The sequence below is a fragment of the Arthrobacter sp. NPDC089319 genome (assembly GCF_040684925.1).
GTDB lineage: Bacteria > Actinomycetota > Actinomycetes > Actinomycetales > Micrococcaceae > Crystallibacter.
Genome location: NZ_JBFBGZ010000002.1, coordinates 21,007 through 34,741, shown reverse-complemented (window position 1 = coordinate 34,741; position 13,735 = coordinate 21,007). Strand labels below are relative to the sequence as shown.

Sequence of the window (13,735 nt, the reverse complement as noted above, 5' to 3'; positions counted from 1 at the left end):
TGTGGTGCTCCTGGTTTGTTCAGCTAGGGGCGCAGCAGGGCGCGGGAAATGCGGTCGCCGGCGAACTGCACCAGCTGGACCGTGATGATGAGGACAACGATGGTGGCGGCCATCACATGGGTATCGAACCGCTGGTAACCGTACGTGACGGCCAAGTAGCCGATGCCGCCGGCACCGATGGTTCCCGCGATCGCCGAGTATTCGATCATCGAGATCGTGTTCAGCGTGATCGCCGAGGTCAGGCCCGGCAGCGCCTCGCGCAGCTGGGTCTGCCGGATGATCTGCCCGGTGGAACTACCGGTCACCAGACCCACGGCCATGTTCTCGCGCGGCAAGTCGTTCAGCGCGTTCTGCACCAGCCGGGCAAAGAACGGAATGCCGGCCAGCGTCATCGGGACCACCGCCGCCGCGATGCCGATGGTGGTCCCGGTCACCCACTTCGTCAACGGGATGATCGCCGCCATCAGCACCAGGAACGGCAGCGAACGCCCCATGTTGACCAGCCAGCTGAGCACACCATGCAACCGCGGCCGCGGAAACAATCCGCGGCTGTCCGTGTTGTACAGCAGCACACCGGTGGCTCCGCCGACCAGGATCACCAGTGCCATCACCAGGCCGACCATCGCCCAGGTCTCGCCGTAGGCGGGCAGCAACAGCGCCGGCAGGTCGGCCCAGGGCGTGTCCAGCCCGACGGCGGCGGTTTCGGTGGGCCTCATGTTCGCGCCTCGATCTTCTGGTTGGCTTCGTGTTCTGCATCGTCCGACGGCGGCGCAACCGATTCCCGGGTGTGGACGGTGGCGGCGGAGACTGCCACCCGCCGATCCGCGACCAGGCCCAGCTGCCCCAGATAGGCGCGGACCTCCGCTTCCGGGCGGCCGGCCACGCCGATTTCGGCACGGCCGAGTACCGAGTCGCCGTGCGCTTCCACCGAACCGCCCAGCAGCGCCACGCGTACGCCGAGGCCTGCGGAAAGCCGGGTCATCCACTCCGGGTCCACCGGCCCGTGCCGGTAGGAGACGGACAGCGCATAGTCGAAGCCGGCCGGCAGCGGCAGGGCCCGCACGGGCAGCAGTTGGCGGCCCGCGCCAGACGCAGGATCCGCCACCAGTGCGCCGATCGGCCCGTACTCCGAAACCCGCCCGTTGGCCAGCACGGCCACCTGGTCGGCGACGTGGCGCACCACGTCCATCTCGTGGGTGATCAGGATGACGGACAGTCCCAGCTCGGTCCGCACGTCATCCAGCAGGTCCAGGATCTGCTGCGTGGACTCCGGGTCCAAGCCGGACGTGGATTCGTCGGACAGCAGAATCCGCGGCCGCAGCGCCAGCGCCCGGGCGATGCCCACCCGCTGCTTCTGGCCGCCGGAAAGCTGCCCCGGGTAGGCGTTGGCCTTGTGCAGCAGGCCCACCCGGTCCAGCAGTTCGGTCACACGGTCCTCCATCTGCCGGTGCACCACGCCCAGATTGCGCAGCGGGAGCGCAACGTTCTCGGCCACCGTCATCCGGCGCAGCAGCGCCGAATGCTGAAAAATGGTGCCGATCGCGCGGCGTTCGCTGCGCAGTGCCTGGCCGGACAGCGCGGACAGGTTGCGGCCGTCCACCAGCACCTGGCCGGAGGTCGGTTTCTCCAACAGGGAAATGCAGTGGGACAGGGTCGTTTTGCCGGCCCCGGACGAGCCAACGACGGCGGTAATCGCCCCCTGCTCGATGGTCAGGTCGATGCCCTTGAGCACATCGACCGTCCCCTGGCCTGTGCTGTAACTCTTGTGCAGATCACGGATCTCAATCATCGCGAACCGCCTGCGGCGTGCCGTGTCATGTTGCTCCTGAAGTTCAGGGAGCCCCGGGCACAGCCGTCACAGCCGCGCAGGCATGGCGCAGCCAGTTCCGGTCCTGTCCGGGTTCTCCATCGGTCCTGGCATTAGCACCGTGCGGCAAAGAGCCGGGGTTGCTGCGGCGTCATCGAGCCAGATCTCTCAGCCGCTCTGGATGGTTCTTCCGACGTCGGTGCGTTGCCCACCCAAAGGGGCCGCGCACCGACGTCGTTGTCTAAATGGTTCTGCTGTTGCCCAGGCTCAGTCGACCAGGGCATTCTGCAGCCGGAAGCCGGCCGCGCGGTGGTTCTCCGGCAGCTTGTCGCCGCGGCCGAAGAGCTTGTTGCGCAGCGTGCCCGGCGCGTACTCGGTAGGGTACGCTCCGAGCTTCTGCAGCTCCGGCACCACGTATTCCACGACGTCCTCGAACGTGCCCGGGGTGATGGCGTAGGCCAGGTTGAAACCGTCCACGTCGGTTTCCTCGACCCACTCCACCAGCTTGGCGGCGACCTCCTGGCCGGAGCCCACGGTGATCGGGCCGAAGCCGCCGACGCCGACCCATTCGGCCAGCTGGCGGATGGTCCAGGGCTTGCCGCTGTCGCCGGAGGCCTTCTGGAAGGTCTCCACCGAGGACTGGATGGCATTGGACTTCACGTTCTCGCCGATCACGTCGTCCGGGCCGTAGGTGGACAGGTCCACGCCCATCCAGCCCGAAATCAGGGCCAGCGCGCCGTTGACGTCCGCGTACGACTTGTAGTCCTCGAACTTGGCCTGGGCGGTGGCGTTGTCCGGTCCGGTCACCACCGTCTGCATGGCGTAGATGCGGACGTCGTAACGGCCGCGGCCGGCAGCCTCGGCCGCGTCGCGGATTTTCTTCACCGACGCGGCAAGCATTTCCTTGGTGGGGCAGGTGACGAACACCGCCTCGGCGTTCTCGGCGGCGAACTCGGTGCCGCGCTTGGAGGCCCCCGCCTGAAAGATCACCGGAGTGCGCTGCGGGCTCGGCTCGGTGATGGCGATCCCGGGCACCTTGAAGTACTTGCCCTCGTGCCGGATCTCGTGCACCTTTGCCGGGTCGGTGAAAACGCCGGTCTCCACGTCCTTGACCACTGCGTCGTCTTCCCACGAGCCCTCAAGCAGCTTGTAGATGACTTCGAGGTATTCATCGGCGTGGTTGTAGCGCTCGTCGTGCTCCAGCTGGTCTTCCTGGCCCATGTTGCGCGCGGCCGAGGGCAGGTAGCCGGTCACCACGTTCCAGCCGACGCGGCCGTTGGTGAGGTGATCCAGTGTGGCCAGGCGGCGGGCGAACGGGTACGGGTGCTCGTAGGCAGTGCCAGCGGTGACGCCGAAGCCCAGGTTCTCGGTCACCGCGGCCATGGCCGATACCAGCATGAACGGATCGTTCACCGGGACCTGCGTGCCGGCCCGCAGCGTCGTCTCGTTGGACGATCCGAACACGTCGTAAGTGCCGAGCACGTCGGCGATGAAGAGTCCGTCGAACAGGCCCTTCTCCAGCACCTTGGCCAGATGCGTCCAGTAGCCGATGGTGTTGTAGGTGGCGGACTTGTCCTGCGGGTGGCGCCACAGTCCGGGCGACTGGTGGCCCACGCAGTTCATGTCGAACGCGTTGAAGCGGATGTGCCGCGGGGAATGGTTCAAGGTCATGTCAGGCTCCTTTACTGATGAGAAGAGCCCGCGCCGGTCCCCCGGCGGGCATGCAGTGGCCCTGAGGAACCAACGAGAGATCGAGCTTCTCCATCGGTCCTGGCGGTAGCACCTTCCTCACAAGGAGGGGGTTGCTGCGGCGTCAACAAGCCAGGTCTCTCGGCCGCTCTGGATGGGTACCCCTCCATTGGACACCCGCAGGCGCCGCGGAGGGAAATGGTGCGCGTCACGCGGGGTAAAAATGTTGCGCGTCACGCCCAAGGCAAGAATTACGACGCCGTTGCGGCGCCGGTTACGGCCTGTTGCCGCTTGGATCCCACCACCGCTCCGGCCCCGAAGCAGGCAAGGATCAGCACGACGACGGCGATCGCCAGCGGCACACTGTTGCCGACCAAGGTGGGGAGGTTCTGCAGGATCAGGCTTAAGATGCCCAGCAAGCCGAGCAGCCCAAGAGCCGGTGCAACGGAGCGCTTCCAGCTGCGGGCCGGCGCTCCCTGCCGACGGAAGAACACCAGCACGGCGACGCTGGTGAGCGTCATCAGCACCACCACGCCCAGGGAGGAGAATCCGGCGAACCAGGTGTAGAACTGCACGATCGGGTCCCATCCGGCCACCACGGCGACCAGCAGGAACAGGGCCACCACGGCGGTGGCCGCTCCGGAGGCCCGGTGCGGAGAGCGGTGCTTCGGGTGGGTGCTGGCCAGCTTGGTGGGGAATACTCCCTTCCCCGAGAGCTGGAAGAAATAGCGTGAGCTGATGTTGTGGAAGGACAGGATGCACGCGAACAGGCTGCTGGCGAGCAGGACCTGGACAATGTGGCTGCCGGCCGTGCCCAGGTAGAGCGCGGTGGTCTCGGACAGCAGGGTGCCGGGTGCATCCGTGGCCTTCTGCACAATCCCGGTGTCGCCCCAGACGCTGATCAGCAGCCAGCTGGAGAGCGCATAGAAGCCGCCCACCACCAGCAGGGCCACGTAGGTGGCCCGCGGGATCGTCTTGTCCGGATCGCGGGCCTCATCCCGGAACACGGCAGTGGCCTCGAAGCCGATGAAGCTCAGGATGGCGAACAGCAGCGCGATCCCGGGTGCCCCGGACAGCACGGTTGACGGAGTAACGAACCCGGTGGAGAGGCCCTCCGCGCCGCCGCCGCCAAAGACGATGGCGGCGTCCAGGACCAGCACGATCAGCACTTCGGCCACCAGCAGCACAGCCAGCACCTTGCCGGACAGCTCGATGTTGCGGTGGCCCAGCCAGGCCACGGCAACCAGCGCGGCGGCCGCCCAGACCCACCAGGGCAGGGCGGGGCCGCCGTAGGCGCGAACCACCTCATCGACCGCGGGGGCAAAGAGCCCGTAGACGCCGGCCTCCAGCGCGAGGTAGGAGAGCAAGGCCACGAAGGCCGCGCCCAGTCCGGCGCGGCGGCCGAGGCCCTTCTCCACGTAGCTGAAGAACGCGCCGGCCGACGGCACATGCGGCGTCATGGTGGTGAAACCGACGGCGAACAGCAGCAGGATGGCGGTGGCCAGCAGGTAGATGAACGGGAGACCGGCGCCGTTGCCGCTGGCGATGGCCAGCGGAACCGTTCCGCCAATCACGCCCAGTGGCGAGGCCGCGGCCACCACGATCAGCACGATGCTGGCGACGCCCAGCCGGCCGGAGAGCCGCGGTGCGTTTCCGGCGTCGGGCGAACCGGCGGTTGCGACCTGCGGGGCAGCGACGGTTTGGGGGTTGGAAACAGACATGGCTTGCCTTCTTCTTAGACGGCCGCGGAAGGTGCGGCGGTGCTGTGGGGCTGGCGGGCGGCGTCGGCAGTGGCCTCGCCGATCGTCCAGATGAACGGGGGTTCGGTGGCGTTGACTTCCCAATCGCCGACGATCCGGGACTTGTAGATGTACGGGTTGTGCGTGGCGACCGTGCGGGCGTTGCGCCAGTGCCGGTCCAGCGCCTTGCCGGTGCTGGTGGAGGAGGCGCCGAGCGTGTTGAACAGTTCGCCGGCTGCCTCCGGCACCAGTGTGCTGAGCACAATCTGGGCCTGGCCGGATTCCAGTTCGACGGCGACGTTGGCCGCCTTCTCGGCATCGGCGTTTTCCTGCCGGGCGGTGAACACCCGGTCCAGGCTGCGCGCCACGCTCAGGGTGGTTGCCCTGGCGGCGTAGGCCTTGGCGCTGATCTCGCCGACCACCTGCAGGATCTGCGCGTCGTGCCGGACCAGCGGCGCGTTGCCGTGGCCAAACACCCGCTTGCGCTCCCGCACGTTGGTGGCGGCGTCAGTAGTGACGGCCTGCGCGATGCCGGCCAGGGCCACCAGCAGGATGTGCTGGTAGAGCGCCGTCTGGTACGGGAAGCGGTCGGCGAACGCTGACACGTTGGCGCGGTCCACCTCGGCGTCGGTAAACACCGTGGTGCCGCTGCCGGTCAGCCGCTGGCCGAAGCCGTCCCAGTCGTCGTAGGTTTCCACACCGGGTGTCTTGGTGGAGATGATCACCGAGACGTCCGAGCCGTCGGGCCGCTTGGCGGTGACGTCGATCCAGTCGGCGAAGATGGTGCCCGTGGTGTAGAACTTGCGCCCGTTCAACACCAGCTTGCCGCCGGATTCAGAGAGCACGGTGGCGGTTCCGCCGGCGCCCGGTTCGGTCCACGCGTTCCCGGCCAGTTGGCCGGAGGCGAAGCGCCGCAGCCAGTTGCTGCGGTCCCCGCCGCGGCCGTGGTGGTACAGGTTCTCCTCCACCAGCGCTATGTGCGAGCGCAGCGCCTGAGGAATGTTGCTGTCCGCGGCGGCCAGCTCGATCAACAGTTCGGTGAACTCCTCCCAGTCCAGGCCGTCGCCTCCGAGATCGGCGGGGATCCGGGCGGCGCCAAAGCCGGCGTCCTTCAGCCAGCCGATCTGCTCAAACGGCAGCTCGCGGTCCAGTTCGCGGTCCAGCGCTCCTGCGGTAATGCGCTGGAAGATCGGACGGTACTTGGCGGCCGCCGCTTCGAAGGCCGGCGTCGAGTGGACGGACGTTGTTGCGTGGTCAAGGGTTTCGGTCATGGTGGTGCTCCTGGAGGTCTCCGCCGTGCACGGCCGAGGTGGGACGGATGGGAATGCGGGGCGGATCAGGTGTAGAGCGAGATCGGCTGGATGTCGCCCAGTAGGAAGTGGGCGCCGACCTCAACTTTCTTGTAGTCCACCGGGTCGTGCAGGGTGTGGGTGCGGACATTGCGCCAGAAGATGTCCAGTCCCACCGCGGTTTTCGCGGAGGAAGAGCCGGTCACCTCGAAGATGCGGTTGGCCACTTCCACGCCCACCTCCGTGGAGACCACCTTGAGCCGGGCGATCTCGATCTCGACGCCAGCGCGTGCTTCGGCCGTCAGCTCCCCGCCGACGGCGATGGCGGCGTCGAAGCGTTCGTTCGTCCGGTCTGCCAAGGCCTCCACGGCAGCCACCCGGGACGACAGTTCCCCATAGACCCGCTGGGTCAGCGGATCCTGGGCGTAGGTGTCTGCGTTGCTGAGGAACCAGGAGTTCTTGCGCGCCAGGGTGATCTGGCGGCCGCGCTCCAGCGCGCCCTGCGCGATGCCCAGGTAGAGGTTGCCGAACGCCAGCTGGATGTACGGCGTCACCAGGGAAGAGAAGGGCTCCTCCCCCACCTCGCCGATGATGTCAGCGGAGGTGACCAGCACGCCGTCGTACTTGACGGAGCCGCTCGCGGAGAGGCGCTGGCCCAACGCGTCCCAGTCGCCGAGGAAGGAGATTCCGGCGCGGTCATGTTCCAAGGCCAGGGCCAGGAACTTGCCCTGATCCGGACCGGAGGTGATCGCGGCGTTGACCAGGATCGCGTCGCCCACGGATGCGCCGGTGGAGAAGTGCTTGACGCCGTCCAGCCGGTAGCCGTCGCCATCGGGCACCAGATCCAAGTTAGGGTCCACCGGGTTGACCGAGTCGCCCCAGGACCAGCGGCCCTGGGCGGAGCGGCGGAGCAGGCGTTCCTGGACCTGCGCGTTGCCGTAGAAGACCACGGCACCGAGGTTTGCGTAGTGGTAGGCCAGGATCTGCGCGATCGACGCATCGGTGCGGGCTAGGATGCGCACGGCGTGCAGCGCGCTTTCCCAGTGTCCGCCCTCGCCGCCCCACTCGCTGGGGATGATCAGGTTGAACAGGCCGGAACTGCGCAGCAGCTCCACTTCGGCCTGCGGGTCCGCATTGCGCCGGTCCCGCTCCAGCACGTCCGTGCTCAGCACGGCGGCCACGCCCTCGGCGATCTGCTGCCAGTGGGCGAGTTCTTCGCGGCTGGCCTGTCCGCTCCAGGGGGAACGGCGGGTCTGCTGGTTTTCTTCAATGACGACGGCGGTCATGGCGCCTCCTCGTGCAGGGGCTCCCGCCTGCCGCACCGCGCGGCAACCATCACAGTCGACGACGCAGCCTGGCGGGGGCCGTACTTGCCGGGCACCGATCTGTGCGCGGCCGGATCCTCATCTGGGGCACCCCGCTACGGAAGAGGGTTGCCGCCCAACCAGCCAGAGCTTGTCGTTGGGACTCTTGATCTTGGGGAAAAGTCTGCCGGGCCCCATCCGGCGCTGTGAAGCATGTGACGGGCCATGACGTTCCACTGCCGAATGTTACGGACACCCCCATCCGACGACGGCGGCCCCCGCCTTCCTGTGGATCGTTCCGCTCCCTGCCGGTACCCCGCGGCGCCGGGCCGTCCGGATGAATTCCGGGCGAAGATGAGCTCCAGTCCGACGACCCCTGTGGGCCTTTCCGCGACGGGACTAGGGTGAAGTTGCGCCACCAATTTCGGCCGGTCCGGGACGTCGACCGTCCCGCCGCTCAGGGGGGTTCGAAATATGAAGGCATGGCAATTTACCGGGACGAACAAGCCGCTGGAGCTCAACGAGGTGGAGGAGCCGCACGCCGGCCCCGGCGAGGTGGTGGTGGACGTCAAGGCCTCCGGTGTCTGCCACTCGGACGTCACCACGCTCGATGATCCGGGCTGGATGGCGCTGTTCCAGCACGGGCTGCCCCGCACCATGGGGCATGAGTCCGCCGGGGTGATCAGCGAGGTCGGCGACGGCATGGGCCACTGGAAGGTGGGCGACCGGGTGGGCCTCTCCCCGGTGATGTCGGACGGGGACGCCCTCGGCTACGGCAAGTGGGACGGTGGCTTCGCCGCCAAGCTTCGCGCGACCGATGACAACCTGGTGGCTCTGCCCGATGAGGTGCCCTTCGACCTCGGCGCGATGGCGACCGATGCCGGCCTGACCGCCTACCACGCGATCATGGCCGTCGGCGGGGCCAGGAAAGGCATGAAAGTCGGCGTCATTGGCCTGGGCGGGCTGGGCTACATCGGCGCGCGCTCCGCGGCGCTGTCCGGCGCCGAGGTTTACGGAGCCGAGGTCAACCCCGAGACGCAGAAACTGGCCGACGAGATCGGCCTGGCCGGCGTCGCCGCCTCGATAGAGGCGTTCAAGGACAAGAACCTGGAACTGATCGTCGACTACGCCGGTTTCGGCACCACCACTTCGGCCGCCATCGAGACCCTCGGCGAGTTCGGCACCCTGGTCCAAGTGGGCATGGGGCGGCTCGAATCTACCATCAACACCTACCCGATCATCATCAACCAGCTCACCATCAGGGGCTCAAAGTCCGGCACCAAGGAGGACCTGGCGGGCATCTACGAACTGATGAAGACCGGCCAGCTGAACCCGCCGATGAACCACATCACGCACGCCGACATCCCGGGCGCCATCGACAAGCTCCGGGCCGGCGGGGTGGTTGGCCGCTTCATCGCGATGTACGAGTGATGCAACAGCGCTGAACGTCTCAGCCTAGGTGGCGGGCAAGGCGGGCCGCTGACTGGCTAGAGGCCCAGACGCGGGGCTTCGATGGCCGGGCAGGTGCCCATCACGACGTCTAGCCCTGCCGCCTTGGCCCGTTCCGCGGCGGCTTCGTCGACGACGCCCAGCTGAAGCCAGACGGCTTTCGCGCCGACTTCGATGGCCTGGTCCACCACCGGGCCGACTTTCTGGGAGTTGACGAAGCAGTCCACCACGTCGATCTGACCAGGAATGTCCGCAAGCTTTCGGTAGCCGGTCAGGCCGTGGACGTCGTCGCCCTGCAGGTTGACCGGGACCACCTCCATGTCCAGCTGGTCCATCAGGTACCTGGAGATGCGCATGGCAACCCGGTGCGGGTTGGTGGACAGGCCGACCACGGCCCAGCGGCCGGGCGTGCTCAGCAGGCGGCTGACGACTTCGGGATCATTCTGGTGTGCCATGGCGCCACCCTACCCATGAGTTCCCGCTACGGGTACCTTCGCCATCGGTCTCCCAGCCGGCAGTCCCCATCCAGGAATGAGATAACGCCCTTAGACCGCGGTTTAAGGGCGTTGTCTGAACAGTCGATGAGGCGGGTTAGCGGGCCAGCTCTTGGGCGTCGGATGCCCCGGACGCGGCGGCGTCGGCCCGCTCCGCCACCCAACTGCCCACCAGCTCAAGCAGTTCCGCGTCCACAGGCTCGCGGATCTGCCGCTTGTAGTCGGACAGGGTCGGAGCCTTCGGGTCCCGGCGCAGCAGGTGCGAGAGGTCGTCGATCTTCCGCGTACTGACCGGGCCGGGCACGGTGGCCGCAATGACGTCCAGGTCCTCCGGGTCCACCTGCACGTCCTTGGCGCCGGTGATGGCCAGCACCGGCATCTGCAAACGCTCCAGGTACGGCACCGGGTCGAAGTCGATGAACTCCCGCTGCCAGAGCGCGTTGATCTTGCGTCCCTGCATCCGCACCACGTCCTCGGTGGTGGTCCGGATCTTCTCCACTGACTTCGCCTGCATGGTGACCAGGTCCTTCCGCAGGACTTTCAACAAGAGGCGCACGAACGCCGGCAATGAATCGCCAATCTGGGCCGTCTGCCACCGGCCCGTCTCGAAGCCGGTGTGCGCCGAGGTGGAGAGCAGCACGGTTCCATCCAGCCGGGTCCCGGGGTCGGAGGCCACGGCAGTTGCGTGGTAGCCGCCTTCGCTGTGGCCCACCAGGAACACCGGCACATCCCCGGTCTTCTGGGCGACCATCCAGCGGAGGGCGGCAGCGGCGTCGTCGGTGTTCTGCCGGAAGCCGGCCGCCAGGAAGCTGCCATCCGAGGCGCCGGTGCCCCGCTTGTCATAGCGCAGCGAGGCGATGCCATGGTCGGCGAGCGCGCGGGCCAGATCACGGCTGATGCCCAGCGGCATCCGCTTATGGTCGGCGTTGCGGTCAACCGGGCCGGAGCCGGGCAGGATCAGCGCGGTTCCGCGGACGGTTCCGGCCGGCTTGGCCCAGGTTCCGACCAGCTTCACGGTCCCGGAGGAGAAGCGGACCTCTTCCTCACTGACCTGCTGTCCGGCGGGCAGACCCGCGGCGGCACGGATCCCCGCAGCGATATCCTCGGCGTCCGGCAGCGAGACGACCACGCGGGCATACTTCTGGCCGGACAGGTCCAACTGAAGGGCCGGAATCCCCTGACGGGCGACGGCGAGGGTCTTGCCGCGGCCGCGCCAGGTTCCGATCCTTGTCCGGCCCGGAATCGCCAGGCCGGGAGAACGCAGCCCGTGCACGCCGTCGAAGGCATCCGCCAGAACCTCCACGGAGGTCACGGCCGAGAGCGGGAAGGCCTGATCCCCGATCAGCCCCGCCGCCTTCTCCATCCGGTCCAACTCCAGCAGAACCTCGTTGTTCCCTACCCGTATCGCCGCCATTGCGCCTCCCTTCGGATCATGTCTTGCCAGTCAATAAGTCGGTTCGAACCCGGCACCTTCGCCGGACAAGAATCATTATTATCACTTGTGCGAACAATGTCAACTGTGAGAATGTTTAGGTATGTCCCCTTCAGCGAGCGCCGATCTGATCCTGCACCCGGTACGGCTGCGCATTGTGCAGACGTTGCTGGGCGGCCGTGAACTGACCACGGCGGAGATCTCCGCCGAACTCCCTGACGTCCCCACCGCGACGCTCTACCGGCACATCGGCACGTTGGCCAAGGCCGGCGTGCTGGCGGTTGCCCAGGAGCGGCAGGTCCGCGGCACCACGGAGCGCACATACCGGCTGGACACCACCAAGAGTTCGGTGAGCGGTGACGAGTTGGCTTCGATGACGGCCGAGGACCACCGGCGCGGCTTCATGGCCTTCGCGGCCGGACTGCTGGAGGCCTTCGACCAGTACACCGCGCGGGAAAACCCGGACTTCCTCCGTGACGGCGCCGGCTACCGGCAAGCCGCGCTCTGGATGACGGACGAGGAGTTGGCGGAGTTCACCGCCGCCATCCGGGCGGCCGCAGAGAAGGCAGTGTCCAACGGCCCCGGCGAAGGCCGGCACCGCCGACTGTTCTCCACGGTCCTGATCCCCGCGGATCCGCCCGCCTGACAACCGCGGTACGACGTCGGTACCGCCTCCCGCTGACAGGGAGGACTCCCGCCGCGCGGCAAATGTGGTCCCGCCCGGACTAAACCCTCGCTCGGTGCCTCCTGGTCAGCGAAGCAGAATGCCCTGGCCGCGTTGTCGACCAACAGCGCTCACCGCACCGTCGACGGCGCCACCCACGCCTCGCTGATCATGGATCAGGAAGACGCGGCCGCCACCACGCAGGCGGTTCTCGACGTCGTTGCATCGGTCCGGAACGGGGAGCCGCTGGAGAAGTGAGCCGGAACCGCAGCCGGCGCCGCGTGAGCAGTGGCTCCGCACCGACATCGTGGTCATCCGGCGCCCCAGCAGAAGCAGAACGGGTGGCCGGCGGGGTCCGCGTAGACCTGGAATCCGGACTCGGCCGCGGCGTCGTCGGCGGGTTTGAGCAGCTTGGCGCCGAGCGACGTGGCCAGTTCATGGGCCTCGCCCAGATCATCGACGTAGAGGTCCAGATGGATCTGCTGCGGCGCGCCGTCGGGCCACTCAGGCGGGGTGTGGTCGGGCGCCCATTGGACCGCCAGCCGCGGCTCGCCGTCAACGGAAACGGTATGCCAGTCGTCCTCGGCCTTGACCGTCCCGTCCAGCAGGCCTGCCCAGAAGCTGCTCTCAGCGTCCAGATCGGCGGCGTCGAACACGATGATGTGACGGTTGATTTTCATGCGGCCATCCTGCCATCGGCACAAACCGGCGTCTACGGATTTGCGCGCTCCGGCAACCGGCGTGGGCCGGTTTTTGTGCCGCGGTTTGTTACGCCGCTTTATTACGGGCCGTTTGCCGTGGATACCGGGAGTGCCGTTTAGTTAGTCGTGACCATCCCGAGCGGCCGAGAGACCTGGATCGACGACGCCGCAGCAACCCTGGTCACCGGAAGCCATCCCAGACTGCCGGTGATAACGAGGTGACAAGCCACGGGTACGGCCGGCGGAAGCCGGACGCACGGCTTGAACCGTAGGGTGCTACTGCCAGGATCGATGGAGTGATCCCATGACTGCAGTACTGTCGTCGTCCCGCCACGCGGCCCCCGCATCCACTGCGCCCTCGGCAGCGTCCGGTTCCGCTCTGGCAGTCTCCTTCCGCGGCCTGAACCGCACCTTCGGTACCGGCGCGAACGCCCACACCGTGCTCCGTGACGTAGACTTCGACGTCCGCTCCGGCGAAGTGCTGGCCATCCTGGGCCCGTCCGGCTGCGGCAAGTCCACCCTGCTGCGCGCCACCGCCGGCCTGGATGCGCCCAGCAACGGCAGCGTGGACATCGACGGCACGCCCGTCCAGGGCATCGACTCGCGCTGCGCCGTCGCGTTCCAGGAACCGAGGCTGCTGCCGTGGCACACCCTGCAGGCCAATGTAGCCATCGGCCTGCCCAAATCTTCCAGCGCGAAGCAGGGCAAGTCCAAGGTGGCCCGGCTGCTGGAACTGGTGGGGCTGGACAAGTTCGCCAAGCATCGTCCGCGCGAAGTTTCCGGCGGCATGGCGCAGCGAGCCTCGTTGGCCCGGGCGCTGGCCCGCAATCCGGGGGTACTCCTGCTGGACGAGCCCTTCGGCGCACTCGACGCGCTGACCCGGATCAAGATGCAGGATCTGCTGCTGGACATCCACGCGGCCGAACCCACCACCGTGCTGCTGGTGACCCATGACGTGGACGAAGCCCTGCAGTTGGCGGACCGGATCATCCTGCTGGGCAAGGAAGAAGGCCGCGAGCACGACGGCGCCACGATTGTGCGCACTGTTGACGTTCCCGGCAGCCGCCCGCGGGACCGCGGTTCGGTGGAGCTGGCCCGAATGCGCCGCTCACTGCTCGAAAGCCTCGGCGTCGACGGCCATTAGGCCGCCCTCTCCACCCTCAAGCA

13 protein-coding genes and 3 riboswitches are annotated in these 13,735 nt (G+C 67.5%); of the genes, 4 read left to right on the top strand and 9 right to left on the bottom strand.

The genetic code is table 11. The features are described 5' to 3' along the window. Window positions 1-23: 23 nt before the first annotated feature. From AB0N75_RS02980 to AB0N75_RS02955, 6 genes are all read right to left on the bottom strand, one after another. Window positions 24-716 carry a methionine ABC transporter permease gene (locus AB0N75_RS02980; RefSeq protein ID WP_364644905.1) on the bottom strand — a complete coding sequence of 231 codons (693 nt, stop codon included), beginning with the start codon at window positions 714-716 and terminating at the stop codon, window positions 24-26. Beyond that, window positions 713-1,789, bottom strand: a complete 1,077-nt coding sequence (locus AB0N75_RS02975; RefSeq protein WP_364644902.1) for an ATP-binding cassette domain-containing protein — start codon at window positions 1,787-1,789, stop codon at window positions 713-715. Before AB0N75_RS02975 ends, AB0N75_RS02980 begins: the two co-directional genes overlap by 4 nt. Window positions 1,790-1,902: 113 nt before the next feature. Continuing rightward, window positions 1,903-1,995, bottom strand: a riboswitch (SAM riboswitch). 79 nt (window positions 1,996-2,074) lie between these two features. Beyond that, window positions 2,075-3,478, bottom strand: a complete 1,404-nt coding sequence (locus AB0N75_RS02970; RefSeq protein WP_364644899.1) for an LLM class flavin-dependent oxidoreductase — start codon at window positions 3,476-3,478, stop codon at window positions 2,075-2,077. Between the two features lie 87 nt (window positions 3,479-3,565). Beyond that, a riboswitch (SAM riboswitch) is annotated at window positions 3,566-3,657 on the bottom strand. Window positions 3,658-3,747: 90 nt separating this feature from the next. Then, on the bottom strand, window positions 3,748-5,217 hold the full coding sequence (locus AB0N75_RS02965; protein WP_364644896.1) for an APC family permease: 1,470 nt from the start codon (window positions 5,215-5,217) through the stop codon (window positions 3,748-3,750). A gap of 14 nt (window positions 5,218-5,231) precedes the next feature. Then, window positions 5,232-6,506, bottom strand: coding sequence for an acyl-CoA dehydrogenase family protein (locus AB0N75_RS02960; protein WP_364644894.1), 1,275 nt, complete (start codon window positions 6,504-6,506; stop codon window positions 5,232-5,234). Between the two features lie 65 nt (window positions 6,507-6,571). Further along, window positions 6,572-7,810 (bottom strand): acyl-CoA dehydrogenase family protein, encoded by a 1,239-nt coding sequence (locus AB0N75_RS02955; RefSeq protein ID WP_364644892.1) that lies wholly within the window; start codon window positions 7,808-7,810, stop codon window positions 6,572-6,574. Window positions 7,811-7,885: 75 nt separating this feature from the next. After that, a riboswitch (SAM riboswitch) is annotated at window positions 7,886-8,000 on the bottom strand. A 302-nt stretch (window positions 8,001-8,302) separates the two neighbouring features. Here AB0N75_RS02955 and AB0N75_RS02950 point away from each other — a divergent pair. Beyond that, a complete protein-coding gene (locus AB0N75_RS02950) occupies window positions 8,303-9,259 on the top strand; it encodes a zinc-binding dehydrogenase (protein WP_364644889.1) in 957 nt (318 codons plus the stop codon). A gap of 56 nt (window positions 9,260-9,315) precedes the next feature. On the opposite strand, the gene AB0N75_RS02945 is transcribed toward AB0N75_RS02950, so the two are convergent. After that, window positions 9,316-9,732: a CoA-binding protein gene (locus AB0N75_RS02945; RefSeq protein WP_364644886.1), complete on the bottom strand. Its 417-nt coding sequence runs from the start codon at window positions 9,730-9,732 to the stop codon at window positions 9,316-9,318. Window positions 9,733-9,868: 136 nt separating this feature from the next. After that, entirely contained in the window at window positions 9,869-11,185 is a 1,317-nt protein-coding gene (locus AB0N75_RS02940; RefSeq protein ID WP_364644884.1) for an alpha/beta fold hydrolase, read from the bottom strand. A gap of 121 nt (window positions 11,186-11,306) precedes the next feature. Between AB0N75_RS02940 and AB0N75_RS02935 the strand changes: the two genes are divergently transcribed. After that, window positions 11,307-11,849: a helix-turn-helix domain-containing protein gene (locus tag AB0N75_RS02935; RefSeq protein ID WP_364644881.1), complete on the top strand. Its 543-nt coding sequence runs from the start codon at window positions 11,307-11,309 to the stop codon at window positions 11,847-11,849. A 132-nt stretch (window positions 11,850-11,981) separates the two neighbouring features. Beyond that, entirely contained in the window at window positions 11,982-12,125 is a 144-nt protein-coding gene (locus AB0N75_RS02930) for a hypothetical protein (RefSeq protein ID WP_364644878.1), read from the top strand. A 53-nt stretch (window positions 12,126-12,178) separates the two neighbouring features. On the opposite strand, the gene AB0N75_RS02925 is transcribed toward AB0N75_RS02930, so the two are convergent. After that, window positions 12,179-12,547, bottom strand: coding sequence for a VOC family protein (locus AB0N75_RS02925; RefSeq protein ID WP_364644876.1), 369 nt, complete (start codon window positions 12,545-12,547; stop codon window positions 12,179-12,181). 325 nt (window positions 12,548-12,872) lie between these two features. On the opposite strand from AB0N75_RS02925, the gene AB0N75_RS02920 reads away from it, so the two are divergent. Then, window positions 12,873-13,712 carry an ABC transporter ATP-binding protein gene (locus AB0N75_RS02920; RefSeq protein ID WP_364644873.1) on the top strand — a complete coding sequence of 280 codons (840 nt, stop codon included), beginning with the start codon at window positions 12,873-12,875 and terminating at the stop codon, window positions 13,710-13,712. The last annotated feature ends 23 nt before the right edge of the window (window positions 13,713-13,735 follow it).

What these genes read in the sequence shown, in the direction of transcription:
- AB0N75_RS02965 (WP_364644896.1), bottom strand. Translation starts at nt 5,217, where the DNA reads ATGTCTGTTTCCAACCCCCAAACCGTCGCTGCCCCGCAGGTCGCAACC.
- AB0N75_RS02950 (WP_364644889.1), top strand. Translation starts at nt 8,303, where the DNA reads ATGAAGGCATGGCAATTTACCGGGACGAACAAGCCGCTGGAGCTCAAC.
- AB0N75_RS02970 (WP_364644899.1), bottom strand. Translation starts at nt 3,478, where the DNA reads ATGACCTTGAACCATTCCCCGCGGCACATCCGCTTCAACGCGTTCGAC.
- AB0N75_RS02945 (WP_364644886.1), bottom strand. Translation starts at nt 9,732, where the DNA reads ATGGCACACCAGAATGATCCCGAAGTCGTCAGCCGCCTGCTGAGCACG.
- AB0N75_RS02940 (WP_364644884.1), bottom strand. Translation starts at nt 11,185, where the DNA reads ATGGCGGCGATACGGGTAGGGAACAACGAGGTTCTGCTGGAGTTGGAC.
- AB0N75_RS02925 (WP_364644876.1), bottom strand. Translation starts at nt 12,547, where the DNA reads ATGAAAATCAACCGTCACATCATCGTGTTCGACGCCGCCGATCTGGAC.
- AB0N75_RS02960 (WP_364644894.1), bottom strand. Translation starts at nt 6,506, where the DNA reads ATGACCGAAACCCTTGACCACGCAACAACGTCCGTCCACTCGACGCCG.
- AB0N75_RS02975 (WP_364644902.1), bottom strand. Translation starts at nt 1,789, where the DNA reads ATGATTGAGATCCGTGATCTGCACAAGAGTTACAGCACAGGCCAGGGG.
- AB0N75_RS02955 (WP_364644892.1), bottom strand. Translation starts at nt 7,810, where the DNA reads ATGACCGCCGTCGTCATTGAAGAAAACCAGCAGACCCGCCGTTCCCCC.
- AB0N75_RS02980 (WP_364644905.1), bottom strand. Translation starts at nt 716, where the DNA reads ATGAGGCCCACCGAAACCGCCGCCGTCGGGCTGGACACGCCCTGGGCC.
- AB0N75_RS02935 (WP_364644881.1), top strand. Translation starts at nt 11,307, where the DNA reads ATGTCCCCTTCAGCGAGCGCCGATCTGATCCTGCACCCGGTACGGCTG.
- AB0N75_RS02920 (WP_364644873.1), top strand. Translation starts at nt 12,873, where the DNA reads ATGACTGCAGTACTGTCGTCGTCCCGCCACGCGGCCCCCGCATCCACT.